The organism is Pseudomonas sp. PB3P13, from assembly GCF_054897735.1.
In genome coordinates, this window is record NZ_CM142702.1 from 1,727,123 (window position 1) to 1,753,148 (window position 26,026).

The 26,026-nt window shown below is 51.7% G+C and carries 20 protein-coding genes; 8 read left to right on the plus strand and 12 right to left on the minus strand.

Annotation, left to right across the window (positions count from 1 at the left end):
- Positions 1-127 precede the first annotated feature (127 nt).
- The 3 genes from ACYZT1_RS07800 to ACYZT1_RS07810 are packed head-to-tail and all read left to right on the plus strand — an operon-like array spanning position 128 to position 4,184.
- Entirely contained in the window at positions 128-1,168 is a 1,041-nt protein-coding gene (locus ACYZT1_RS07800) for a histone deacetylase family protein (protein WP_462018410.1), read from the plus strand.
- Between the two features lie 59 nt (positions 1,169-1,227).
- On the plus strand, positions 1,228-2,646 hold the full coding sequence (locus ACYZT1_RS07805; protein WP_462018411.1) for an aldehyde dehydrogenase family protein: 1,419 nt from the start codon (positions 1,228-1,230) through the stop codon (positions 2,644-2,646).
- A gap of 14 nt (positions 2,647-2,660) precedes the next feature.
- Positions 2,661-4,184: a class I adenylate-forming enzyme family protein gene (locus tag ACYZT1_RS07810; RefSeq protein ID WP_462018412.1), complete on the plus strand. Its 1,524-nt coding sequence runs from the start codon at positions 2,661-2,663 to the stop codon at positions 4,182-4,184.
- Positions 4,185-4,666: 482 nt separating this feature from the next.
- Here the strand turns inward: ACYZT1_RS07810 and ACYZT1_RS07815 are convergent, their stop codons facing one another.
- The 3 genes from ACYZT1_RS07815 to ACYZT1_RS07825 all read right to left on the minus strand — a co-directional run bounded on the left by ACYZT1_RS07815 (position 4,667) and on the right by ACYZT1_RS07825 (position 7,986).
- Positions 4,667-5,488, minus strand: coding sequence for an HpcH/HpaI aldolase/citrate lyase family protein (locus tag ACYZT1_RS07815; protein WP_462018413.1), 822 nt, complete (start codon positions 5,486-5,488; stop codon positions 4,667-4,669).
- Positions 5,485-6,690, minus strand: a complete 1,206-nt coding sequence (locus ACYZT1_RS07820) for a CaiB/BaiF CoA transferase family protein (RefSeq protein WP_462018414.1) — start codon at positions 6,688-6,690, stop codon at positions 5,485-5,487. The genes ACYZT1_RS07815 and ACYZT1_RS07820 overlap by 4 nt, the downstream gene beginning before the upstream one ends.
- Positions 6,691-6,864: 174 nt before the next feature.
- Positions 6,865-7,986 carry an aromatic ring-hydroxylating oxygenase subunit alpha gene (locus tag ACYZT1_RS07825; protein ID WP_462018415.1) on the minus strand — a complete coding sequence of 374 codons (1,122 nt, stop codon included), beginning with the start codon at positions 7,984-7,986 and terminating at the stop codon, positions 6,865-6,867.
- Positions 7,987-8,575: 589 nt separating this feature from the next.
- On the opposite strand from ACYZT1_RS07825, the gene ACYZT1_RS07830 reads away from it, so the two are divergent.
- The 3 genes from ACYZT1_RS07830 (at position 8,576) to ACYZT1_RS07840 (ending at position 12,003) form a co-directional block, all read left to right on the plus strand.
- Positions 8,576-9,748: an MFS transporter gene (locus ACYZT1_RS07830; protein WP_462018416.1), complete on the plus strand. Its 1,173-nt coding sequence runs from the start codon at positions 8,576-8,578 to the stop codon at positions 9,746-9,748.
- A gap of 30 nt (positions 9,749-9,778) precedes the next feature.
- On the plus strand, positions 9,779-11,170 hold the full coding sequence (locus ACYZT1_RS07835; RefSeq protein WP_462018417.1) for an NAD(P)/FAD-dependent oxidoreductase: 1,392 nt from the start codon (positions 9,779-9,781) through the stop codon (positions 11,168-11,170).
- Positions 11,171-11,412: 242 nt separating this feature from the next.
- Complete coding sequence (locus ACYZT1_RS07840; protein WP_462018418.1) at positions 11,413-12,003, plus strand: TetR/AcrR family transcriptional regulator; 591 nt, start codon at positions 11,413-11,415, stop codon at positions 12,001-12,003.
- Between the two features lie 117 nt (positions 12,004-12,120).
- Here ACYZT1_RS07840 and ACYZT1_RS07845 read toward each other — a convergent pair whose 3' ends face one another.
- From ACYZT1_RS07845 to ACYZT1_RS07885, 9 genes are all read right to left on the minus strand, one after another.
- Positions 12,121-12,924, minus strand: coding sequence for a coniferyl-alcohol dehydrogenase (locus ACYZT1_RS07845; RefSeq protein WP_462018419.1), 804 nt, complete (start codon positions 12,922-12,924; stop codon positions 12,121-12,123).
- A 10-nt stretch (positions 12,925-12,934) separates the two neighbouring features.
- The gene (locus tag ACYZT1_RS07850) at positions 12,935-14,164 is read right to left on the minus strand and encodes a cytochrome P450 (protein WP_462018420.1); all 1,230 of its coding nucleotides are present in this window, start codon (positions 14,162-14,164) and stop codon (positions 12,935-12,937) included.
- A 27-nt stretch (positions 14,165-14,191) separates the two neighbouring features.
- The gene (gene speB, locus ACYZT1_RS07855; protein ID WP_462018421.1) at positions 14,192-15,142 is read right to left on the minus strand and encodes an agmatinase; all 951 of its coding nucleotides are present in this window, start codon (positions 15,140-15,142) and stop codon (positions 14,192-14,194) included.
- Positions 15,143-15,173: 31 nt separating this feature from the next.
- Positions 15,174-15,494: a 2Fe-2S iron-sulfur cluster-binding protein gene (locus tag ACYZT1_RS07860; RefSeq protein WP_462018422.1), complete on the minus strand. Its 321-nt coding sequence runs from the start codon at positions 15,492-15,494 to the stop codon at positions 15,174-15,176.
- A 25-nt stretch (positions 15,495-15,519) separates the two neighbouring features.
- Positions 15,520-16,791, minus strand: coding sequence for an aspartate aminotransferase family protein (locus tag ACYZT1_RS07865; protein WP_462018423.1), 1,272 nt, complete (start codon positions 16,789-16,791; stop codon positions 15,520-15,522).
- Between the two features lie 9 nt (positions 16,792-16,800).
- Positions 16,801-18,201: an aldehyde dehydrogenase family protein gene (locus tag ACYZT1_RS07870; RefSeq protein WP_462018424.1), complete on the minus strand. Its 1,401-nt coding sequence runs from the start codon at positions 18,199-18,201 to the stop codon at positions 16,801-16,803.
- 27 nt (positions 18,202-18,228) lie between these two features.
- Positions 18,229-19,455 carry an NAD(P)/FAD-dependent oxidoreductase gene (locus ACYZT1_RS07875; RefSeq protein WP_462018425.1) on the minus strand — a complete coding sequence of 409 codons (1,227 nt, stop codon included), beginning with the start codon at positions 19,453-19,455 and terminating at the stop codon, positions 18,229-18,231.
- A gap of 9 nt (positions 19,456-19,464) precedes the next feature.
- Positions 19,465-20,949 (minus strand): aldehyde dehydrogenase, encoded by a 1,485-nt coding sequence (locus tag ACYZT1_RS07880; protein WP_462018426.1) that lies wholly within the window; start codon positions 20,947-20,949, stop codon positions 19,465-19,467.
- Between the two features lie 139 nt (positions 20,950-21,088).
- On the minus strand, positions 21,089-23,221 hold the full coding sequence (locus ACYZT1_RS07885) for a methyl-accepting chemotaxis protein (protein WP_462018427.1): 2,133 nt from the start codon (positions 23,219-23,221) through the stop codon (positions 21,089-21,091).
- 547 nt (positions 23,222-23,768) lie between these two features.
- On the opposite strand from ACYZT1_RS07885, the gene ACYZT1_RS07890 reads away from it, so the two are divergent.
- Positions 23,769-24,782 (plus strand): AraC family transcriptional regulator, encoded by a 1,014-nt coding sequence (locus ACYZT1_RS07890; protein ID WP_462018428.1) that lies wholly within the window; start codon positions 23,769-23,771, stop codon positions 24,780-24,782.
- A gap of 117 nt (positions 24,783-24,899) precedes the next feature.
- Positions 24,900-25,943 carry a histone deacetylase family protein gene (locus ACYZT1_RS07895; protein ID WP_462018429.1) on the plus strand — a complete coding sequence of 348 codons (1,044 nt, stop codon included), beginning with the start codon at positions 24,900-24,902 and terminating at the stop codon, positions 25,941-25,943.
- Positions 25,944-26,026: the final 83 nt, after the last annotated feature.

Consider the following 26,026-nt stretch of genomic DNA (forward strand, 5'->3'; position numbering starts at 1 on the left):
TAGGTAGCGGGCTTCCATTGGCTGCGATTGGTCGTTTCGGCTCGCTTTTGGCCTTTTGAGCCCTATTTGCTGATCCTGCGCTAAAGCAGAATCGAGGCGGCGGTTCACCTAATTACAAGAGATTAATATGATCACCATCTACTCTGATGTTCATCGCGCTCATTTCGGACAATCTGAGCTAATCAATGGTCAGTTCCACCCTAGCTTCGAATGTCCATCCAGGGCTGACAAGATATTGGATAGCGTGCAGAAGAGCAATCTTGGTGAAGTGCAACCCCCAGAAGACTTTGGTTTGGAGCCTATTTTTAAAATTCAGGATCCGAAATACGTTTCTTTCTTAAAAGATGCTTGGGAGCGTTGGGTTGCTGAGGGGAATACTTTTGACTTGCTGTCATTAGTTTCGCCTATCAATCTGGATCGAAGTGTTGGCGTCGCGTCAGGAAATCTCCTTGCTCAAATGGGGTGGTACAGTTTCGATACAGTGACGCCAGTAACATCAGGAAGTTGGGATGCAGCTTATACTTCGGCGCAAATAGCACTAACTGCTCAAAAAATCGTTAAGAATGGCAGTCGTTCCGCTTTCGCACTTTGCCGTCCACCAGGCCATCACGCTGGCCGCGACTATTTGGCAGGCTTTTGTTATTTCAACAACGCTGCGATAGCTGCTCAGGCTTTTCTTGATGATGGAGCAAAGCGCGTAACTATCCTAGATGTTGATTATCATCACGGAAATGGTACGCAAGATATTTTTTACAAGCGGAGTGATGTGCAGTTTATCTCAATTCATGGTGACCCTTCCTTTGAGTACCCATTCTACACGGGTGGCTTAGAAGAACGAGGCGAGGGAGGCGGTGTAGGGTTCAACTCCAATTATCCATTGCCCGCTGGTAGCGATTGGGATGTCTGGAGTTCGGCCTTGAATAAAGCAATTCAAGAAATCAAAGCGTATTCGCCGGATGCACTTGTAGTGTCGTTAGGAGTGGATACATTTAAAGAGGATCCTATATCGCAGTTTCTTCTAGAATCAGATGATTTTACCCGTATGGGCGAAACCATCGGGAACATGGGGCTGCCTACATTGTTTGTTCAAGAGGGTGGGTATGCTGTAGGCGATATCGGATTGAATGTTGTAAATGTGTTGAAAGGTTTTGAGACAAGTTACCTCTAGATTGCGTGAATTCTGAGTATTCCAATAAAAATAACGGGCCTTAGCCCTGGGACGCGTTTATGATTTCGGTAGATTTTAAGCTGTCGATAAATGGTAAGGCTATAGCGGGTGATTTTTCGGGAGTTGCACTGAATCCAGCAACAGAAGAACCCATCACGAAATTCCCACTTGCGTCGAAATCTCAACTCGATGAGGCGGTACAGGCTGCAAAAAATGCATTTCCTGGATGGAGTGATAAGTTAATTGCAAAACGCGGGGAGTTGGTGGGGGCTCTCGGAGATTTGATAGAGCAGCATAAAGAGGAATTTATCGAATTGCTGATCTCAGAGCAAGGGAAGGCTCGAGCTGGCGCCGAATGGGAGATCGGTGGTGCAATTTACTGGTGCCACGAAATAGCTAAACAGTCGCTACAGGATGAGGTGGTTAAGCAAGATGGTGACGATGAGGTAGTCACTCGCTATACCCCAATTGGCGTGGTTGGCGGGATCACACCTTGGAATTTCCCATTGCTTTTGGCCATCTGGAAAATTGCTCCAGCTCTCCTGGCCGGCAATACCATGGTGCTTAAGCCATCTCCATTCACACCTTTATGCACGCTGCGATTTGGGGAGCTCGCCAACAAGATTCTCCCACCAGGCGTTTTGAATATCGTGTCCGGCGGTAATGAGCTTGGGCAATGGATGACGGAACACCCTGACATCGGCAAAATTACCTTCACAGGTTCAACATCAACCGGCAAGCGTGTCATGCAGAGCGCCTCTGTGAATTTGAAGCGGCTTACTCTGGAGCTTGGCGGAAATGATCCCGCCATCGTTTTACCTGACGCTGATCCCAAAGCAATTGCCAAGGATCTGTTCTGGGCATCGTTCGCGAACAGCGCTCAGTTCTGCGTTGCTTGCAAGCGACTGTACATCCATGAAGCGATCTACGACGAAGTCGCCCGTGAGCTTGTGGCGTATGCCAAAACAGTGAAGATGGGTAATGGCAAGGATTCTTCTGTCGACCTGGGGCCTTTGCAGAACAAGATGCAGTACGACAAGGTCAAAGACCTCCTGCAAGACTGCAAAGATCGTGGGCTGAACTTCCTTCTGGGTGGGGACGTGGAAAGTGCTTTGGGATATTTCATTCCCGTATCCATCATCGACAATCCACCTGATGACTCTCGTTGCGTAGTGGAAGAGGCGTTCGGGCCGGTACTTCCTCTCCTAAAATACAAAGACATCGACGAAGCCATTGCGCGCGCCAACGATACTGAGTTTGGTTTGGCTGCCTCCGTTTGGGGCAAGGATTTGGCCCTGGCGGAGAAAGTCGCACGCCGAATTGAGGCCGGTACTGTCTGGATCAATCACGCGCATCAATTCTCCCCAGCTATCGCGTTTGGCGGCCATAAAACTTCGGGTTTGGGCATCGAAAACTCGCTGCATGGCTTGGCTGAGTACAGCAACATGCAAACCGTTCTCCGCAAATCGCACGCTTGAGAAGAGGTGAAAACATGCAAACCTCCGTCGGTGCGTTGGTCTCAAATGCGGCTCGAACGTTTGGTGATAAAACCGCATTGGTTTTCGATACCAAAACCTGGACTTTCAACGATGTTGATCGCATGTCGACTCAATTGGCCGTGCAGCTACAGCAAATGGGAGTGCGCCGTGGAGATGTCGTTTCTCTCTACTCACCTAACTGCCCAGAGTGGATCATCAGCTACTACGGCATCATGAAAGCTGGAGCAGTGGCGAACCCACTTAACCTGATGCTCACGGCATCTGAGGCTGCGTTCGCCATCGGTGACTGCAAAGCTGTGGGAGTGCTGGGCGCGTCCGATAAGTTGGAAAATTTAAAGGACTTTCTGCCTGAAACTGAGCTCCGGTTCAGGGTGGCGTTCAGTGCATCTACTGATATTGAAGTCCTCAACTTTTCCGAACTGCTCGAGTCTGCTATCGGCGTTGCGAATTTCTCCATCGCCGCTGAGTTGACTCGTCAGAGCATTTCTACCATTGCTTACACGTCAGGTACGACCGGGCATCCAAAAGGTGCTGTATTGAGCCATGAGTCGATTCTGATGAACACGGCGATGACAGCAACGATGCACATGCGCACGTCGTCTGATGTCGTTGTAAGTGCACTGCCGCTATCTCATGTGTACGGCAATATTGTTATGAATGCCGCAATTGCCTATGGCATGACATTGGTGCTGCATAAAACCTTCGACGCTACACAAGTCCTTTTCAGCATCCAGGTCAACCGCGCAACAATTTTTGAAGGCGTACCCACTATGTACGCCTATTTGCTCGACCATCCTGAAATCCGCAGTTTCGATTTCTCATCGCTTACTCGATGCACTGTGGGCGGGCAGACAATGCCGGAAGCGAAGATGCGTTTAGCCGAGGAAATATTTGGCTGCCGTTTGCTTGAGCTTTGGGGGATGACAGAGATTGGCGGATTGGGTGCTACGCATTCCGTGTACGGCCCCAGTCGTTTGGGATCTATCGGTACTTCGTTGCCACATGTGAGCATGCGCGTAGCCAGCCCTGATGAACCGAGCAGAGTCATGCCTGCAGGGGAAATTGGGGAGCTGCAGATTGGTGGGGCCATTGTTATGAAGGGATACTGGGGTAGGCAAGACGCTACCTCGGAAGCAATGACCGATGATGGGTGGTTGCGTACGGGTGACCTAGCCCGGATTGATGATGATAACTTTGTCTCCATCGTGGATCGCCTGAAAGACATGATCATCACGGCGGGATTCAACATCTACCCGGCAGAGCTAGAGCGAGTCATCGCCGAACATCCATCCGTATCCATGGTGGCTGTTGGTGGGATTAATGATGATCTAAAAGGAGAGTTGGCAAAGGCCTACATTGTTCGGCGCACGGGGGCGGCTCTGAGTGCGGAGGAGATTATCGATTTTTGTCGATCTCGTCTTGCCGCCTACAAGGTTCCACGAGCGGTTCAATTTGTGAACGATCTTCCAAAGACTAGCAGTGGAAAAATCATGCGACGGAAATTGGTTGATCTGTGATTAGAGCGAACTGAGCCCTGAAAAAGGGCTTAGTTTTCAATTCAGCTTTTTTCGATGCTTAGCTGTAATGACGCTGGTGCAGCTACAGGCCTTAACGCAGGGTGCGAGGTTTGGTACTTCGTCATCGGTGCCCCGTTCCCTCGCACGTGCCTGGCACTTACTAAGGCGTCCTTAGCTGGAGACGCCGCTGAGGCAACTCAACAATCAAGCCCACTTGAACCTCTATGGTCATTGTTCAAGCAGTACGGCAGCTTAAGGGTTATCGCGAGCGCTGCCGAGATATTGGGACAAGCTCAGCGAGAGTCGCTGCCAAGACCGATTAGAGGTCTTGATCCAGTAGGGCTGGATAGACTGTCAAAGCCCTTGGAGGTTTTGAGGCTGCAATGACATGTAATAGCAGGCGTCTGTATTTGTTCGTGGTTGTAATAAAACGGTCGCCTGCCAATACGGCCAAGGAGCAGTAATGTGGTCGAATCAAATGACTACGAGGCGTAGAACTCCACGATACGAGTTGCTTCTGCGATCACGGGTGCATCAATCATTTTCCCGTCCAACCGGAATGCTCCCGGCGCACCTTGTGCGGCCTCGATCACTCGCTTGGCCCAGATGATCTCGTCTTCAGAAGGCGTAAAGACTTGGTTGATAACCTCGACTTGGCTCGGGTGGATGGCCAGCATTCCCGAGAATCCCAAATCCCTCGCATCTTGAACGAATGACGTCAGTCCGACCACGTCGGCAATGTTCGGGTAAACAGTGTCCAGCGGCTTCTCCAATCTGTTTATGGAACTGTTGACTAGAATTTCATAACGCACCTGATCAAATACCCTATAGGCAGCACTGCTGGACGCACGAATGCCTAAGTCGAGTGCCAGGTCGAGAGCGCCGAAGGTAAGGCGCTCGACTGAAAGTGCACTCGAGATATCACGCATGTTGGCTAATCCTTCCGCGCTTTCGATCAATGGCCACAATGGCTTGCCGGTTTCCGCCACGGCTAGAATTTGGCCTGACGATTCTGCTTTGGGTAACACTACGGCAGAAATACCAGCCTGCTGAGCGCAGAACTCGATGTCCCGCCGATGCATACGGTGGTCAGCTGCGTTTATGCGAACGACCACTGACGTATCTGGATTCTGAGCCAGAAACTCGCCGAGGTTTTCCTGTGCCTCTTCCTTGAGGTTCTCCTCGACTGCGTCCTCGAAGTCGACGATCACGACGTCCGAACCGGATGCGATGGCTTTGGCAAAACGCTCCGGGCGGCTACCCGGTACGAACAGCGCGCTACGAATAATTTTTGGATTACTCACACGGCACCTACCTGTTTCAGCGCGGAAATCTGTTCTGCCGAGTAACCCAGTTCGCACAAGATAGACTCGCTGTGCTGGCCAATCGCTGGGATTGCATCCATGCGTGGCTGATAAGCTCGATTGAGGCCAGGCGGGAGAAGAGCAAGAAGTTTCCCTTGAGGGGAATCAACCTCTACCCAACGTTCTCGCGCTCGAAGCTGAGGGTGATCCCACACCTGATGCATGGTATTTACGTTGGCGTTGGCGATGGATGCTCCATCTAGCCGGGTGATAACCACCTCAGTTCCCAGCTCAGCGAACTTCTCAATAATGATGTCGCGGAGTGCATCACGGTTTGTTGACCGATTGGCGTTAGAGTTAAAGCGGTTGTCCTGGATCAGCTCAGGCTTCATCAGCACTTTTTCGCAAAAAAGAGACCACTCGCGCTCGTTCTGCAAACCCAGCATGACTGTCTCGCCAGGGCTGGCGGGAAAGGGGCCGTATGGATAGATGGTCGAATGGGAGGCACCAGCTCGAGGTGGAGGAGGGGCGTTGTTGTACGAGTAGTACAGTGGATATCCCATCCATTCGACCAGGCTCTCCAGCATGCTCACGTCAACGCGACTTCCCAGGCCAGTTTTATTCCGCAGGTGAAGGGCTGACAGGACACCTGTGTAGGCATACATGCCCGCAGCGATATCAGCGATGGAGCACCCGGCTTTGGCAAGTTCATCCTCGCCGGCGCCACCTGTTACAGACAGGAAACCGCCTTCGCTTTGAATCAGCAGATCGTATGCCTTCTTCTGCTCATAGGGGCCGCCTTCCCCGTATCCAGAGATGTCGCACACAATCAGTCTGGGGAAGCGCTCATGGAGCGCTTCAAATGACAGTCCCATGCGCGCTGCGGCGCCTGGCGCCAAGTTCTGAACCAGCACATCAGCTTTTGCCAGCAGGCTCTCCACTATTGCATCAGCGCCAGGCTTTTTTGCATCGAGCGCGAGGCTCTCTTTGGATCGGTTTGTCCAGACGAAGTGCGAGGAAAGGCCGTTGGCTCGAGTGTCGTACGCCCTTGCAAAATCTCCGACTTCAGGCCGCTCTATTTTGATGACGCGAGCGCCTAAGTCAGCAAGCTGTCGGGTGCAAAAAGGCGCGGCAATGGCGTGCTCAAAACTGACAACCGTAATGCCGTCAAGCGGGCGTGGAGAGGTGGTTTGATCTGCCATGGTTATGCTCTGTAATGACTAACGCATGCCAAGATCTTCGATTGAGTCGTTAAGTCACTTGGCAGTAGATGGGCCCAACTCTCGTCCCGTGGTAACCATGAAGGGGCGAGACGTCGGGCTGACGTATATCCGGACGCTGAGCTATCAACATACCGGCAGCTTCAGACCTAGGGCTTAAAACACACGGCCTTTGATGAAGTCGTAGAGTGCAGTCAGGCCCACTTCAGTAGCATGGAGAGGCCCCCCATCAGCGAATCGGGATTTGAGGGACTTCTGCAGCCCTTGAACGATTACCAGATCTTCTCCGTTAAATTTTTCGAGGAACTCTCGAGCTGAAAGCTCCCCTGCGCGTTGCTTGTAACGTTCAACGGGCATGGAGGGGTGTCGTAGAGTCCAAAGCCGGAATACGGTCTTGTCGTGCGCTTGGGGGAAGACACCTGCCAGCAAAGCTCCCTCACCACTGACGGCGATGATCATGTTGGGGAAAATGGTAGTCGTCCCTCCAACAGCGGCTTCGGTCTCTGGAATTCGCAAAATGCCTGTTTCTCGGGTTCCGCTAAGCTCGGCGCCTGGTTCCAAGTTCACTGGCCACAAGTGGTGAGTGGAGAACCGAGAACCTGTTTCACCCATTCGAACATTTTTTGCTGGGGTGAAGGCTTCGAGGGAGTCTTTGTGCGCCCCTAGGTGGTGGTAGCTCTCGGATGCGTTTTCTACAACCACTTTCCAATTGCATTCGATGGTTTCGCTGAAAACGAGCTCTGACTCCCATTCCCCTAGACGATATGGTTCGAGTCGCTGGCCCAACTTTTTGAGCTGTTCCACCAGCGGTTGTGGATCTGCCGCGAATGTGCAGAAAATCAGGCCATTCCAGATTTCGGTCTTAATTGAAGGAAGGCGGCACGTCTTCTTGTCAAAAGAAGGAGTCTGATCCATCAACGGTGCGCCGATGAGCACACCGTCAGATTTGTAAGTCCAAGAGTGATAGGGGCAGGTAAAGGAATTCTTGTTCCCGCTACCTTCGATCACATTCAAATGGCGGTGGCGGCACACGCGTGATAGCACGCGAATTACACCATCTTTAGCGTGTGTCACAAGCAGGGGTTCGCCCGCGATATCGATGGACGAGTAATCACCTGGATTACCGACTTCACCGACGGGAGCCACGAAGAACCAATCGTCATTAAACAGTCCCTTACGCTCAAGTTCGTAGAACTGTTCGTTCACATAAAAGTGACCAGGAAGTGCTTTGCCGTCCTCAGGCCAGAGTGCTAAATGATCGGCACTAATATTATTCACGGTGAATATCTCCTATTGTAATTGATCATCGGATAACGTGAATTATTGATGTGATTGTTTACTGGATTTGTTCGCAGCTAAATTGATTTGGCAGCCTACAAACTTAGCGATAGCTCTTTGGCAATCGTGTCACACCACGGATTGTCAAAAAATATCCGAACCGGTCAGTAGCGGTCGTTTTTGGCCAATAGTCTGGTGGCGGAAGGGGGGCTTCGGCATAAAGAGTAAGGCGCTGAGTTACCCGCAACCGTCGTAAATGCGGGGCGGCCAGCCTGCCGGGTTGCGCGTGCATACACCCTCCGCGCTTAAACTGAACCCGAATTGTTTGGGGAGGGCGTCGTTTCGATTGGCCAATCTGTCCCGCTATTGGCCATGCATGCCATATGTGTGGTGGCTGTCGTGCTGCACAATCGAAAAAGCCGTTTCTGCGGGCGGTTCGCGATATGAGTAAAATTTCATATTGCTTGTCCTCCGCCGATGTACTAATGAGTTGCGTGCATACAATAATAGTCGTGAACGCTTACGCGCCCCGCTAGAATGTTTGACACTGCCATTCACTCTCTTATTACTACAAAAAAAGAGGTGCAAAATGTCAGAATCCTCAGAAGGCCTGTTCAAGGCCAGCCTTCCCCAGAAGCTTGCGGCCTTGTCCGTGCCCTGTATCGCAAGCTTGCCGATTATGGTAATGCCATTCATTTTCAGTGCCGTAATAGAACAGCAGCAGCTGGACTCATCCACGGCGACGTACGCGACAACCGCCGAAATCGGGATGATCGCTATCGCCTCACTCTTTGTTTCTCTTGTGTTGCGTTATTTGCCACCTAGGCTGACGGTTATGGTCGGGTTAGTAGTGGCGGCTATTGGGCAGATAGCTACTATTTACTCTTCAGATGTCGCAACTCTATTTGCCTCGAGGGCGTTTGTTGGTCTAGGTGAGGGTCTATGCATGGGCATTGGCTTTGCTTGCCTGGCACAGATGATAGGAGGATCCAAGTTACTGGCTTATGCGTCTGGTGTCGTTGCGGCTCTCTCACTGGTTTCCTTTTTGGTTATTCCAGCGCTTGAGCCCCACCTTGGCTATGCATCTGTATTTTGGTTCATGGTAGTCGTAACAGTTCTGTGTATTCCTCTCGCGATCTACATGCCGAAGAATAAGCTGAAACATATGGTCTCTAGCGTTTCAGTGTGGCAGGTAATCAACGTCAGAAGTGTTTCGCTATTTGCCGTTGCGTTATTAGCGAGCTCTGGTTCAAATACTCTTTGGTTGTACTTCGAGCAGGTGGGCAGAACAGTTGGCATGACGATGGTCGACATAGGAAATTTAGGCGTCATGTCGTCTGTTCCAACATTGTTGGTTCCGTTTGTAGCCAATTTCATATATGCAAGAACAAAAAGTGTGATCCCAATCATGGCTGCCTGTTTGATATCCGCCGGCGCCGCGTTTTATTACAGCAGTTCCGGATCGTGGTTAGTCTTTTCTGCTGTGGTTATGATCATGTCTTTCGCGTATGTGTTTTTGCTTGCTTATGTGCGGATGTTTGCAGCTTATTTGGATCCTACTGGTCGTACCACCGCTGCGGTCAGCGGCGCCGACTCACTCGGAATGGTCATAGGCCCGCTCGTCGCAGCCATAACGCTGAATGTCGTTGATGATTTCACTCCGCTCAGTAACTTTGGCTTGCTGGCTCAAGGGCTGTGTTTTGTTCCTTGTTTGATCATTTTGCTGATCAAGAGCTCCAAGCGGTCGGCAGTTGCAGCTTAAATTCAGAATGACTCTTGAGTGACATTAGCGATGAAAGATGTAATTGAAAGCGCGTTGAAAAACGCGAAGTTCATGCCATTTTGGCTGGACAGCCCTACCGCGCCGAATGCAGAGCCGGCTTTCGAAGGAAAAGCGGTAGCCGATCTCGTGATTGTTGGAGGAGGCTTCACTGGTCTTTGGGCGGCAATCGTGGCGAAGGAAGAGAACCCTTCCTGGAATGTCATCTTGCTGGAAGCTGGAAAGGTTGCTTATGGCGCCTCTGGTCGACCTGGCGGCATTATCTCAACCTCCATCATGCATGGCCTCGCCAACGAAGCTCGGGTCTTTCCTGATGATATCGAGACCCTGGAGCGGCTGGGCCAGAAGAACCTCGATGATTTCAAAGTAACTCTCGAACGCTACGGTATTGACGCTGACATCGAGTGGACTGGCGAGATGACCGTGGCGGTTGATGACGCTCATATCCCAGAACTCAAAGAGGAGTTGGAGCTTCACGAGCGTTATGGGCACACCGTGCAATGGCTAGACAAGGCTGGCGTACAGGGTCAACTAAAATCTCCACTATTCCAAGGGGCGATGTGGTCGAGCAACCGAAGCGGCATTGTCCATCCGGCAAAGTTGGCTTGGGGGCTCAAGGCAGCAGCGCTTCTATTGGGCGTGAAAATTTTCGAACATTCGAAGATGACCGATCTTTCCGAGAACGGTGACCGCATGGTGGTGGCAACTCACACCGGTCAAATTGATGCCGCCAAGGTCTTCCTTGCGACGAATGCATGGCACGCAGGACAGAGCGACATCAAGCGTCGAATCATTGCAGTGCGCGACCATGTACTTGCGACTGAGCCGCTCACCGACGAGCAGATGAAGCGCATTGGATGGGAAAACCGGCAGGGGATTTACGACACACGCACGCAGCTCAATTACATGCGTCTCACTGCTGACAACAGGATCATCTTCGGCGGAAGCGTGACCTATCACTTTGGCGGGAATTTCGACCCGGTAGAAGACTCGCAGGTGGAGACGTACCACGGTCTTGCAGCAGCGTTCTTCAATACGTTCCCTCAATTGCAGGATGTGCAAATCTCGCACCTCTGGGGCGGGCCGATCGACTACTCAATGCGCTTCTCCGTGTTCTTCAGACAATATTTTTCTGGCAAAGCGGTGTACGCAGGTGGCTACACCGGCTTCGGGGTCGCAGGAAGCCGATATGGTGCAGTGACGGGCTTGGGGTTGCTGACAGGTGCCGACTTACCAGAGCTGAAGTTGGACATTGCTCAAAAGCCATCAGGGTACATTCCACCGGAACCATTCCGCTGGATTGGCGCCAAAATCACCTTCGCTGCTCTTGCTGGAGTGGATGAGAAGGGAGGATGGCGCAAGCTTTGGCTTGGGTTTGTTAAGCGCCTAGGTTTCCCGTTCTGAGGAATTAGAGTTTTAGGGTAGTCCACGTTGGCAACGGAGCATACCAGGGCTTCGCCAGTACAATGTTTACCTCTTCGCCAGGCACTTAGCCTGGCTTTTTTTTGAAGGATTTCGAGCTCGTGTCGAGCGGCGTAGGAATATTGCTTTTTTGGTACACTTGTCGTGTTAAAAACGTTCCGCAGAGTGAGGCTTTACGCCGAGTGTTCCTCTGATCGTCCTGCATTACTTCTAACGAGCTAAGAATGCCGAAAATCGTAGATCATGAATCAAGACGTGCCGAAATTACCAAAGCGGTTATCCGATCTATATCCAAAGAAGGGCTGGCCAATGTCACCATTCGAGGGATCGCGCGTGAGGGGGGCTTTAGTAGCGGAACGCTTGCGCACTACTTTGATAGCAAGGAAGCGCTGATCGATTTTGCGTTTGATGAGATTTCGAAACAGGCGTTTTTTAGAATTGAAACCAGAGCCCTACGCTGTACCCAAGCGCGCGAAAAAGTTCGTGTGGTCATTGAGGAGCTGACGCCTCAGCCCAGTGATGAACATGATTCGGTGATCTCGGTTTCTTTCTGGGCGGCTGCGAGGCAGAACGAGCGTTTACGGCAAAAATTCCATGAGGTTTACGAGAACCTGAGAACCCAGCTCTGTGGGTTTATCAGTGAGGGAATTGCTAGCGGTGAGTTCAGTGTCGAGGGCGACATTGATGACGAGATAGATCTTATCGTAGCTATCACTGACGGGTTGCTGGTTTCGTTTTTGCTCGACCCCGAGCGCTTCCCTGAAAAAAAAGCGCGTTGGCTTGTCTCGGCAGCATTGGGGCGGCTGAAATCATAAAAAAGCCCCACGCTGAGTGGGGCAAACGCACTACCTAAAACGGATTGCCGGTCTCAAGGTGAATCACAATCACCTCTCAACCGGTAACGTTTAATACTGCTCTTAAGCGTGGGCCACTCAGGGAATCGCAAGAGGAGGAGTGGCGAGGTGTTCCAGGTTCATCAACACCTCCGCACCGCCATCTACAATTAGGTCTGTGCCATTGATCCAGTAGCCCTTGGGGTCAAGCATCAGAAGAATCGCATCGGCAATTTCATCAGCGTATGCATCGCGGCCACCCGCTTGGGCTTTCAGACTCTTTAAAAGCTCGTCACCCATGGTGTCATAGAAAATTTGCAGCAATGGCGTGTGGACTGCTCCTGGGCTGAGCGAGTTGACTCGCACTCCACGATGGCGTTCTTTGCTGGATGCCAGCATCGTGTAGAGGACAACTAACTCCTTCGTGAAGTCGTAAGTGGCTGGGCCTGACATCGCCAGCTTCTCAAACTCTCCTAAGCAGGAGTTCCAATCGCTGATGGTGAGCAGGCTCTCACTCAGATCTTTGCGCTTGCGCCAACTGGTCGCGGCAGTTGACGCTATGTTCACGACCGCTGCTCGATCAGTCAGCTTGGGAAGGAGCTGATTGGTCAAGTGCCGCATACCGAGGAAATTGACCTTGAACACCAAGTCAGCAGGCAGATTTCCAGGTACGCCGGCAATATTGGCAAGACCGTCGATTGGCTGCTTGATCTCGTCCACCGCTGAATCAATCGAGGCTTGGTTCGAAAGATCGCACAGGACGAATTGATCGCAGTATTCGATAGCGGGTTTCACATCCATTCCGATCACATGAGCGCCAGCTTCCTGCAGCGCTTTGGCCGTGGCCTGTCCAACGCCGGATGCAACACCGGTCACGACGATACGCTTGTCTTGGAAAACCATTATGTTGACCTCACGACGCGCTGAAGCGGATTGGAAGAGAAGATATGCCGTTGATAAAGCGCGAAGGAATCATCTGCGGCTGTCCGCTGAACTCGATATCTTTGAGTTGTTTCAAAGTCTCGCTGATAAGAATTGGGAGTTCCAAGCGTGCCAGGTGAGCACCCAGACAGGTGTGGCGACCGCCACCACCAAAGCCAAGATGCGGGTTCGGCGTGCGTAGGACATCGAACTCGTAGGGCTTGTCAAACTTGGTCTCGTCACGGTTCGCCGAGTTGTACCACATGACAACTTTGTCGCCCTCTGAGATCCGCTGGCCTGCGATCTCAGTGTCTCGGGTCACGGTACGGCGCATGTGCATTACTGGGGAAACCCAGCGAACCAGCTCCTCGAATCCTGTCACAGCAACGGATGCCGGATCCTTTGCCCAGATGCGCATCTGTTCAGGAAACTCCAAAAAGCACTTCATAGCGTGGGCGCCGACTGTCCCGGTGGTTTCCATCCCAGCCGTAACCAGCAGCTGGAAGAAGTACCCGGCCTCGACATCGTCCAGCTTTTTACCCTCCACCTCTGCGCCCAAAATCATAGAGAGAATGTCGTCACCTGGGTTTTTGCGCTTCTCTTTGGCCAGGTGGTAGCCATAATCATTGAGCTCAGCAAACGCCCCGGTGATGGCTTCCACGGCATGCTCCCCCATGGTGTCACCCGCCAGCGCTGTAACCGTAAGCTCATGCAGGCGACTACGGTTTTCTTTTGGCGCACCCAGGAAGTCGCAGACCACTTCGACAGGGAAGGGTTGAGCGACGTCTCGAGCATAATCACATTCGCCACGATGCTTCACCTCAGAGATGACTTGGGTCGCGTACTTCTTGGCGACCTCACTCATCTTCGTTACTCCTTGGGGTGAGAACGCTCTTGCAACTACCTGACGGAGCTTGAAGTGGCGAGGGGCGTCCATGTTGAGGAACCAGCCTTCTTGCTGGGCGGACTCAACGCTCTGATCACCCACGATAGTGCCTTCGCCGCTGATATAAGTTTTCGTGTCACCGCTCACCGCGACGACATCATCGTAGCGGGTAACTGCCCAGAATCCTTTGCTGCCATATTCTGGCGAACCCTTCGGAAACTCGTGCCAGGAAACAGGCTTTTCGGCTCTCAACGCAGCAAATACTTCTTCGCGATCTTGGCGCTTCCAGAAGTCCATATCCGCCAGGTTAATGCTCTCCACATCAATACGGCTCATTTGGTACGTACTCGATAATTAGATTTATTAGACGTCGTGATATTTCACGCCAGGCAACACGCAAAGCATTTCATAAAGTAAATTAGCGCCAAGTAGTGACGTGTTTCCTGACTGGTCGTAAGGGGGAGAAATCTCTACTACATCTCCGCCGATGACATTAAGGCCCTTACATCCCCGAATGATCTGTAAGCCTTGATAAGCGGTAAGCCCGCCAATTTCGGGTGTACCCGTACCCGGGGCCACGGAGGGGTCAAGCCCATCGATGTCGAATGAGATGTAGACTTTGCGATCACCGATTTTTTGTCTAATGGATTCCATCAGTGGTGCCAGGGACTGGCCGTAGCATTCATCGGCTGTGACAACCGTAAAACCTTTGCTGCGAGACCAATTGAAGTCATCTGGAGAATACCCAGTTCCCCGAAGTCCAATCTGAAAGGTGAGCTCTGGCCAGATCAAACCATCTTCAAAAGCACGTCGGAAAGTAGTGCCGTGTGCGATACGCTCTCCGAACATATGCTCACCCACATCGGCATGGGCATCGATGTGGATGAGAGCTACGGGCCCATGTTTCTCTGCAATCGACTGCAATATCGGATAAGTGATGGTGTGATCGCCGCCTAGAGTCAGCGGGGCAACGTCATTTCTTAAAATTGCATCGAAAGCGTATTTGATGCGATCAACAGCGTCTGGAAGATTAAAGGTATTGATGGCAACGTCGCCAATGTCAGCTACCTGCAAGCTTTCAAAAGGTGCAGCACCGGTAGCCAAATTGAACGGACGCAACAGGCAGGATTCCGCGCGAATGCTACGCGGGCCCATGCGTGTACCCGAACGATTTGACGTTCCAATGTCCAACGGCACGCCAACAAAGCATGCATCCAGACCGGCAGCACTTTCCGCTGATGGAAGCCGCAGCATGGTCGAAATACCGCCAAAGCGAGGCATCTGATTGCCGCCTAAGGGCTGATTGAAGCTCATGGAGTTATCTCCTTTGTAGCAATTTACTTGCTCAGCTTTGTTGGGTTGGAATCCGAACGACCAGGCCTTCCATCTCTGAAGTCACACGAACCTGGCAGGAGAGGCGACTTGAGGCTTGCGGCTCATATGCATATTCGAGCATGTCACTTTCCATAACCTCTGGAGCTTGGAGTTTTGATTGCCATTCGTCTGAGATGTAGACATGGCAAGTTGCGCATGCGCAGGCACCACCACAGTCGGCGTCAATGCCCTTAACCATGTTATTAACTGCAGCTTCCATAACAGTTCCACCCACTTTGGCATCAACGTCTACCGGGGAACCATCAGGCTGAATAAAGGTGATTTTGACCATTTTTCTATCTCAACTAAGTAATGGGTTAGGCCTTCAGCGCGCTGGCCAAGCGTGAAAGTCCTGTTTCCAATACATCGTCACTGATTGTCAGGGCGGCGGAGATACGAATGGTGTTTGCGTAATATCCACATGGAAGAAGCAATAGGCCTAGTTGCTTGGCACGCGTTGCTACCTTCTTGGTGGCGTCCGCGTCGGGAATGTTTGTCCCTTTTTCAGCCACGATTTCAAACGCGACCATCGCTCCTAGACCGCGAATGTCGCCTAAGGGAAGCAGGCCCTCTTTGCCTTTCAGATCGGACAGGAAAGCAAAGATTTTTTGTCCGACTTGCTCCGCGCGATCAAGGAGATGCTCTTCTTCGATCACATCCAAGACTGCGTTGGCTGCGGCGCAGGAGAGAGGGTTGCCTGCGAATGTCCCGCCTAGAAAGCCAGGCGGTGGCGAGTCAATGACTTCACTGCGTCCGATCAGGCCTGCCAGCGGTAGTCCGCCTCCCATTGCTTTACCAATGGCGATCAAATCTGGCTGAACGCCAGAGTGTTCAACTGCGAAGAATTTGCCTGTGCGACCAAAACCGCTTTGCACTTCATCAACAATCAAACAGATTCCGTGGTGAGTGCAGATATCACGCAACTGCTGCATGAACGCTGGAGAAGCCTGGTAAAAACCACCCTCGCCTTGAACAGGCTCGATGACGATTGCTGCGACCTGATCAGGAGCGATGGTTGCACGGAACACATGATCCAGCGCTCGCAAGCTATCGCTTTCAGTCGTTCCGTGATGAGGTATCGGAAAAGGGATCTGGTACACGCCGGCTTGTGAAGGCGTCACTCCGGTGCGCAGCGGCTGAACTTTACCTGTCATGGCCAGGGCCAGCTGAGTACGACCATGGAAGGAGCCGGTGAACGTGATGATCCCTTGGCGCGAAGTGTAGTAACGAGCGACCTTTACGGCGTTCTCAGTCGCCTCTGCACCGGTAGTGAACAAGGTGCTTTTGGCATCGTCGATTGGTGCGAGTGCATTTAACCGTTCACAGAGCCGAACATAGGGCTCGCAGGAGAGAACAGGAAATCCAATGTGGGCGTATTGCTTCAGCTGTTGTTCAACTGCCTCGACAATTCTTGGGTGAAGATTGCCTGTGTTATTCACCGCAATGCCTGAAGCAAAGTCCACATAGTGGTTGCCTTCGACGTCCCAGATTTCACTGCCCATGGCTTTTTTCACGAAGACGGGAAGTGCTGTGGCGGCGCCCCGAGGGAGAGCTTTATCGCGGCGCGCCAAGAGTTCTTTATTGTTCATATCAACCACTCAGTTCAAGACGTCCGAACGCCAGACCATCATTTTTTCAATCTGCATTTCGTGCATGGTGAAAGGGATTCCACCTACCCCATGGCCAGAGTGGCGAGCGCCTGCGAAAGGCATCCAGTCAACGCGGAACAGAGTGTTTTCATTCACCATTACTGCAGTGCCATCAAGGTGCTTGTAGCAGTGCAAGGCGGTATCCAGGTTCTGTGTGAACACTGCAGCCTGGAAGGAGAAGGGGACGGAGTTCGCTTCTTCCAGCGCTTTATCGATTTCATCAAAGCTGTAAACGCAGATGACAGGCCCAAAGACCTCTTTGCGCATGACATCGGCATCTTTAGATGGGTTAAGCAGCACAGTCGGGGCGTAGCAGCTGTCGGAGATTTTGTGGCCACCACAAATCAGCTCAGCGCCTCCTTTCACAGCATGTTGAACCCATTGGTCAATCCGATTGTTTTCTTGATGCGAGATAATTGGGCCGATATCAGTGCTTTCGAGAAGCGGGTCGCCAACGACCATTTTTCCAGCTGCTGCAGCCAAACGCGCAGCAACATCGCGCGCTATTCTACGGTCGGCGAAAACACGCTGAACCGAAACGCAGGCCTGACCGGCGTGCCAGAAACCGCCTCGAGCAAGACGAGGTGTCGCCATGTCGAGATCAGCATCATGCGCCACGATGACTGGGGCCACGCCACCATGCTCCAGTGCGCAACGTGTGCCGGGAGCGAGTTTCGATCTGAGCATCCAACCTACAGCCGCCGAGCCGATGAAGGAAAAGAATCCCACGCGGGAATCCGAGACCAGCTTCGCTACTTGATCATTGTCGTGCGGCAATACGATTTGGGCCCAATCCTTAGGGAGGCCAGCCTCATGAAGGATCTCAATGAAGGCGTATCCGCTAAGTGGGGTTTTCGCTGCGGGCTTGATGATTACAGGCGCACCCACCGCAATAGCCGGCGCGGCTTGGTGGACTACAAGGTTAAACGGGTGGTTGAAGGCGCTCACACCTACAACAACGCCAATCGGCTCCTGCTGGGTGAATGCGATGCGACCGGCCGACGTGGCATTGAGATCCATGGGGATGACAGAGCCAGCTTTCGTCCGGATTTCTTCCACGCAGATGTGAAGGCAGTCGACGCCCCGATCAACCTCAATGAGCGAGTCCTTGTAAGGTTTGCCGCACTCTTGAGCAACCAGACGAGCGAGCTCTTCCCGGCGACTGCTAATGATGGTGGCCGCTTTTTTCAGTATCTCAATCCGCTGAGCTTTCTTGAGCCAACCGCTGCGGTTCCGGTAAAGGGCGTGAGCGGTCGCAAGTGCCTGTTCAATTTGCTCGTCTGTGGACGTCGGGAGCTCGGCGAGCAAAACCCCATCGTACGGAGCATGAATTTTTATAGTTTGAGTCATGAGTATTCCAGTCATCAGATAGGTGGGTCAGCCGGCGAGAAGCGACTTGAGCTCCACGGTTGAATCGGAAACTTGGGCAGGCGAAGGGCTTACGCCGGTCGTGATGAGCTTGCGCGCTACCATATGATCGCCAGCCGAGTTGATGCTCTCTACGGCAATCAACTTGCCTTCTCGGTAGTGAAAGACGCTGAACTTCTTTTCTTTAGTCGAGCCGCGCACGACCAGCTCATCGGTTCCCAATGGCAGGCCTACCGTCTGGAGTTTTATGTCGCCTTGATCCGACCAGAACCACGGCGCGGCGTTGTAAGCCGAGCTTTTGCCGAGAATGGTCGCGGCTGCGACTTTGGCTTGGTCGATAGCGTTTTGCACCGACTCAAGACGGAACCTACCGTTGGCGAATAGGTTGGGGTGGTTTGTGCAGTCACCTGCGGACAGGATTTTTTCGTCGGAGGTGACAGCAAACTCATCAACTAGTACGCCATTGTCACAATCTAGGCCCGCCGTTTCAGCAAGCTCTACGTTGGGAAGAGCGCCCACGCCCACCAGAACGAGGTCACAGGGGATCTGCTCTCCACTGGTCAAGGCGATGCTTCTCGCTCGGTCGGTACCGACGATCTGTTCGATGCGAGCGTCAGTTACTACCTGGACGCCGATGCTCTGGTGATAGGCCTTGAAGAATTCCGAGCTTACGGTCGAGACAGCACGTCCCATCAGGCGTGGGGCGTATTCGAGTACCGTTACGGCTTTACCAAGTCCGGCGGCGCAAGCTGCAACCTCCAATCCAATGAAGCCACCGCCAATGATCACGATGTTCTGGTATTTCTGAAGGTCATCTCGAAGGTCGGACGCGTGCAAAAACGAACGCAGTGCGTGTACGCCCACTAGATCGGCGCCGGGCAGGTCGAGAGGGCGTGGGCGCGTACCAGTCGTGATCGCCAGCTTGTCGTATTCGAAACGTTTACCGCTTGCGGTGACTACTTGCTGGTTCCGACGGTCGATCTGTTCGACTTTGTCTCCGCAAATCAGCTCGATCCGGTTGTCGGCATAGAATGCTTCAGGCCGCAACTGAATGGAGCTTTCGTCTGCCAGGCTTTTAAGGTATGCCTTGGAGAGAGGAGGGCGTTGGTATGGAGCGTTGTGTTCATCTCCAATGATGGTAACGCTACCCTCAAAGCCACCCTGGCGCAAAGATGCTGCGATTTGGAAGCCAGCCTGACCTGCGCCAATGATTACTACTTTTTCAATGCTGCTCATGGCGCAACCTCAATACTTGATCCAAGTGGTTTTAAGTGACGAATATTTTTCAAAAGCGTGGAGCGAACTGTCGCGTCCGTTACCTGACTGCTTAACCCCGCCAAACGGAACCAGAGGGGAGATCATGTCGACGGCATTCACGACAACAGTGCCTGCCTGCAGAGCTTCTGATACACGGTGAGCGCGAGAAAGGTTGGAGGTAAAGACAGAGGCCATCAGCCCGTAGATCGAGTTGTTAGCTATCTCGATAGCCTCGGCCTCAGTTTTGAATTTGATGACACTCAAAACCGGGCCAAAGATCTCTTCTTTGGCAACTCGCATTTCGTTGGTGACATTGGTGAAAATTGTCGGGCGGATAAAATTCTTACTGCCGTTTATCTCTACAGATTCACCACCGTAAGCCAGGGTCGCCTCTTGCTTGCCAATTTCGATGTACTGCATAACCCGTTGAGTGTGGCCATCTTCTACCAAGGCGCCCATTAAGCCGGTAGGGTCGAGTGGATCCTTAGGTTCATAGCTTTCGGCGTACTTGATTAGCTTGGCGACGAATTCGTCGTGGATGGTCTCTTCGACCAGAAGGCGGGTTGGAGACGAGCAGACCTCGCCCTGGTTGTAGAAAATTCGCGCAGCCATTTCAGCTGCGTAATCGAGATCTTCGGTGTCTCCAAATACGATGTTCGGACTTTTACCGCCGCACTCAAGCCAGACCAATTTCATGTTGGATTCTGCGGAGTATCGAAGAAAGTATTTACCGACCTCGGTAGACCCAGTAAAGGCCAGGCACGCGACGTCCATGTGAAGACCGAGAGAGGCGCCTACGGTTTCGCCGTACCCTGTCACTACGTTGAACACGCCATCGGGGACGCCAGCGGCTTTGATGAGCTCGGCGAGCTTGATAGCAGTGAGGGAAGACTGCTCTGCTGGTTTCAGAACGACGGAGTTGCCCATCGCCAGTGCAGGAATGCATTTCCAGATGGCCATATCGAGGGGGAAATTCCAAGGTACGACGCAAGCCACTACACCTAAAGCTTCTCGGCGGATAAGAGCTAGATCACCAGGGCCCGTTGGGGCGACTTCGTCGTACAGCTTGTCGACTGCTTCAGCCACCCACTGTACGTAAGCCGCGACTTCGGGCATTTCGTAGGTGAACGACACCTCAACTGGCTTACCCATATCCGACGATTCGAGAAGAGCCAGCTCTTCCATGTTCTGGTGGATAAGCTTGGCCAAAGCCAGCAAAACGTTCTTTCGCTCCGTGGGGGAGCGCTTAGACCAGACGCCGCTTTCGAAGCGTTCCTTGGCGACAGAGACAGCAAGGTCGACATCGTCACGATCACACTCGGCAATCTGTGAAATGACCTGATTCGTCGCTGGGTTCAAGCAGGCGAAAGTTTTGCCGGAGATGGAGCTTACGTACTTCCCATCGATGAAGGCCCGTCCTTCCGGCGCCAGGCTTTCACTCTTCACTTGCCAGTATTGCAGTGAGCGACTCATCGATTCTTACCTCCAAATTTTGTTGGTGCTCCACCTTTACACTGTCCGACGCGTTGAACAGGACAGCGGTGGATCGTTTTCAAACTTTATAGCACGACAGTTGTGTTAAAAAAAGAACTCTTGGTCGGTCTTTGATGGCTCATGCCTTGAACCCCGCCATCAACGACTGCTGTTCGTCGGCAAGGGCATTGAGCGCTTGGCTTACCTTCGCGGATTCGCCTGCCTGAGCGGTGAGTATTTCCGTCACTACCTTCACGTTAGAGACATTACGACTGACTTCCTCGGCGACAGCGCTTTGCTGCTCGGCTGCAGTCGCGATCTGCAAGTTCATATCGTTGATGACCCGGACGGCGTCACCGATTTTAGTCAAGGCCTCTAGAGCAGTAGAGGCGTGCTCCGCGACAGCATGGACTTGATCGTGACTTTGGCTCATCGACCCCACGACATCACGGGTTCCGGCCTGGAGGTTCTCAATGACCCCACGGATCTGGGTTACAGATTCCTGAGTTTTTCGAGCTAGATGACGTACCTCGTCGGCCACAACCGCGAATCCCCTTCCCGCTTCGCCGGCACGAGCGGCTTCGATAGCGGCGTTCAAGGCTAGAAGGTTTGTCTGGTCTGCTATCGACCTAATCACTTCAAGAACGGAGCCAATTTGTTCACTGCGATCTGCCAACGCTTGAACATCAGTCATAGCGTCAGTCATCTCGCGGGCCAGGGTGGTGATACACGCAGCCGTCGTATCAATGACGTGTAGGCCATGGCTTGCTGCCGCTTCGGCGTCACCAGCGGCTTGGGCTGCTCGTGCCGCGTTTTTTGCAACATCATGTGCAGTAGCGCTCATCTCCTGAGAAGCAGTTGCTACTTGATCAATCTCACGATACTGATCGTCCATGCCTGAACTAGTGCTTGCGGCAATCTCTGAGGATCGGTGCGCGGTGTCTCTTGTTTTGCTAGTGGTGGCTTTGACCTGAGAGATGACCGGCTGCAGCTTGTCGAGAAATAGGTTGAACCAGGATGTCAGTTCACCCAACTCATCGCGTGAACGGTGAGTGAGTCGCTGAGTCAAATCTCCATCTCCGGTCGCAATGCTTTTCAACATTTTGGACACCATGGCCAGCGGCTTGAAGGCTCGATGGGCCGCGACCCATAGTAAAAGCAGCCCAACCAGAGCTGCAGCAATGCCCAGGTAGAGATTGTCTAATCGTGCTATCTCGGCTTGTTTGTCGAGCTCGCTTTCAAGTGTCCTGGATGATTCAAAAAGTAAGGAGGCAGGAACTTCGATCATTACAAGCCAAGGCTTGGCATCAGGGATAGGTGAAAACCTTTTAACGATTCGTAAAGTGTCATTTGTTTTGAAGGTGACTGGTTTATCAGAATCAAAGGCAGTCTTAATGCCTTCAGCGTCAGCACTGAATGCTTCATTAATGGGCTTCGCTAGCATTGTCTCGCACCCACTACAGGCAGCAATCAGGCCGCCAGAGCTAATGATGCTGATCTTTGCCCGCCCGTCGAATAGTGTTTTAATGCCAGCGTCAGCGAACTCTTGAAGAGTCTGAAGTCCAATATCTAGTCCAAAAACCGCTTCAGTTTTTCCATCTTTAATGATTGGGAATGTAATTGAAGTTATTAGATTTTTTGATCCGTTAAGCTCATCAAGGTACGGATTTAGAATGCACGGTTTACTTGTAGTAGACGGGCATGTATACCAAGAATTAAACGGGGTGCCGTCTTGCATGGGAGAAGAATTAGCGAGGATCTCTTCGGTGACAGCGAATGTGGAGACCTGCCCATTCCTGTTCGTCCAGTAACTGGCAAATCTGCCGCTGTCCGTGCTGGCAATGTCAGAGCGGTTTAAAAAGCGAGAGTCCTCCCCATCCAGCGAGTTGCGTTCGTAGACCACATATAGGGCGAGCAGAAAGGGATTGTTTTGAATTGAATTTTTAACTTTATCATTCAGAGTTGTTCGAAGCTGCTCGCTGCTGGATGAGAGTTGTGAGTGCGTGATTTTTATATCTTCGATTGAAGACACAAGTCCGCTTCCTGATAAATAGGTGCGACTGAAGTAGGATTGAATTCTCAGCGCTTGGTTCTCGCTGTAGGCTTTCATCGTATCTACGGCGGCTTCTTCTAAAAGTTTCGATGTCTTGTCTTTGACAAACTCAATGCTCTTTTTTGATTGTGAGAACGAACTTGTTAATAGAACTAAGACTATTGTTAGTAGGCAAAGCCCGGCCAGCACAATAATTTTATTTTTGATTGAGATATGCACTATGGCACCTATTGTTCTATTTTGGCGGTGTGCTGGTCAGTCTCGTAGACGACGGTATTAATTTTGCCCCACCAGTTGGGGCTGGAATATGTCCAAAAGGGACAAAGGCGTTCCCAGATGGCCATTTTTTAGGTCTAGGGTTGACGTGTCGGTCTAGGCGGGTAAAAAACTCACCTTTGTATTAGGGAGGTGTCAATCATGATAATTATTGAAAAGATATGGCTTTGGTGGAATCTAGAGCTAGAAAAATCTACAACTTTTATGAATGAACAGGCATCTAGATGTTATGTGAGTCCTTACATGTTCTTACGTTAGATCTGTGCGCGGTATCGCACCCTGTCGAGAAAATTTCCTGTCTTAACGTGGAAGGTATGCAACGAGGAAGGGCCTGCGTAACGGTCGTCAGAACTGTCGGGTTAGAGCCCGTCTGGAGTCCTGTACCGTCGCTTGGCGCCTTTCATTTGACCTGGGCAATCGATAGGAGAGAGGATGGCAGGCTAGGGCCTTCGAGCGTCGAGCGTCGAGCGTTGATTGGGTGAGGGTAGTAATGACAATTCACAGCAAGAAATACGCTTCACTGACGCCCCTGCACTTGTGCGATTGTATTGCAAGGCAGTTAGAGCGCAATGGAATACCTTTAGAAGAGACAATAGCAGGGAGCGGCCTTAAGCCGGATGACTTTAAAATTTCATCGCGGATGCTGGATCTGCAGCAAGAGCAACATATCATCAGGAATGCGTTACGGCTCAGTGATGACCCACTTTTAGGTTTAGACCTTGGTCGATCTGCAAGAATTTCAGCTTATGGGCTGTTGGGATATGCCATGCTTACCGCAGCAACGTTGCGTGAAGGATTAGATATACCGATACGCCTCCCTGCTTTACTAGGTACGTATTTTCAGTTGGGTATTTGCCAAGCAGATGGAAGAGTCCAGATCAAAGTTGAGAATTGCAGAGCGCCTACCGATCTCGAACCAATCCTAACCGAGTTATGTTTAGCATCTTTCAAGACTTTGATAGAGGATATGCTTCTTCGTCCTGTACAGCTTTTGAGTGTGGGTTTGAGATATGACTTGGCTGATAAAGGACATATCTATGAAAGCGTATTCGGTTGCAATGTAGTGACTGACCCGAACAGCTCGTTTATTACGCTCGATGCTGACATTCTTGAGGAAATTCTGCCGCTATCAAATGAACTGTGTCATCAAAAGGTGTTGAATCTTTGTCAACTTCAAAATCGTGAACTGGTATCCAATCGCGAGTGGTTGGAGCGCCTTCGAAATATCCTTTCTGAGAGTCTGCTTGATCCTCCTGATCTTGAAGCCTTAGCAGTGAAGATGCATTGCTCGCCACGAACCCTTAGGCGGCAACTTCAGGATCAAAATACGAGTTACAGGCAGCTCTTAGATGAGTTGCGATTCGCTAAAGCCAAGAGCTTGCTTGCGTCGCATTCGGGCACAGTGGATCAGATCGCTGAGGAGCTCGGTTTCAGCGACGGTGCCGGACTGCGGCGAGCCTTTCGTCGTTGGTGCGGTATGTCGCCGAATGCTTTCAGAGCTTGAATGGCCAATGGATTGGCCATTTCGGCCCTCTCTTGACCTCAGGCGCCCTACAGTGCGGCGCTAGTGAGGTGCAGAATCGCTTTAAAAATAGGCGTTACTCTGCAGCAGAGGCTTTTAATGATAACAATATACAGCGAAGCTCACGGCGAGCATTTCGGTAAATCAGAACTCATCGACGGGGTGTTCCATCCAAGTTTTGAGTGTCCTGAGCGAGCAAATCAAATTGTCGCCAGTCTGCGTGAGCGTTCCTTGGGCTCCATCATCGCTCCGGATGACTATGGTCTAGCTGCACTCGCCAGCTTGCACGATCCTAAATATATAGACTTTCTACAAGGTGCTTGGCAGCGTTGGGTTGCGGAAGGTAATACCTTCGACATGCTATCTATGGTATCGGCGAGTGAGGTCGGTCGAGGTCATGTTCCTCGGTCGAACAACATTTTCGCCCAGATGGGTTTCTACAGTATTGATATGGTAACGCCCGTCACGGCGGGTACTTGGAATGCAGCTTATGGCGCAGCTCAAGCCGCGCTCACCGCCCAAAACCGAATGGCTGCCGGTGCACAATCCGCATATGCTCTCTGCCGTCCCCCGGGGCATCATGCTGGCGCTGACTATATGGCCGGCTTTTGCTACTTCAATAATGCCGCAGTTGCTGCTCAAGCTTTTCTGCGTGATGGCGCCTCTCGAGTAAGCATCTTAGATGTGGATTACCACCATGGGAACGGTACCCAGGGTATTTTCTACAACCGCTCTGATGTCCAATTTTTGTCAATTCATGCAGACCCCTCCTTTGACTATCCGTTCTACGTTGGCTTCGCCGACGAAACAGGTGCTGGGAAAGGGGACGGCCAAAACTTCAATTATCCTTTGCCAGAGAATACAGCCTGGTCGCGTTGGAGTGACGCACTGACAGAGGCTCTCAAAGAGATCAAAAAATATTCGCCTGACGTTTTGATAGTTTCACTTGGAGTAGATACATTCAAAGGCGATCCAATGACTAAGTTCTTGCTTGAGAATGATGACTTTAAGCGCATGGGAGAGTCCATCGGTTCTTCGTCTCTGCCAACTCTATTCGTTCAGGAAGGGGGTTACGATACTCAAAACATCGGTGTGAACGTATCGAATGTTTTGGCTGGATATATGGAATCCGTTAAGGTCTGACCCATCTTTGGAAGTGAGGCTTTAGGCTTTGTTAGCTTTGGCCTCGTTTAAATAAAATAAAATTGAAGTTTGCCCGTTGGGTG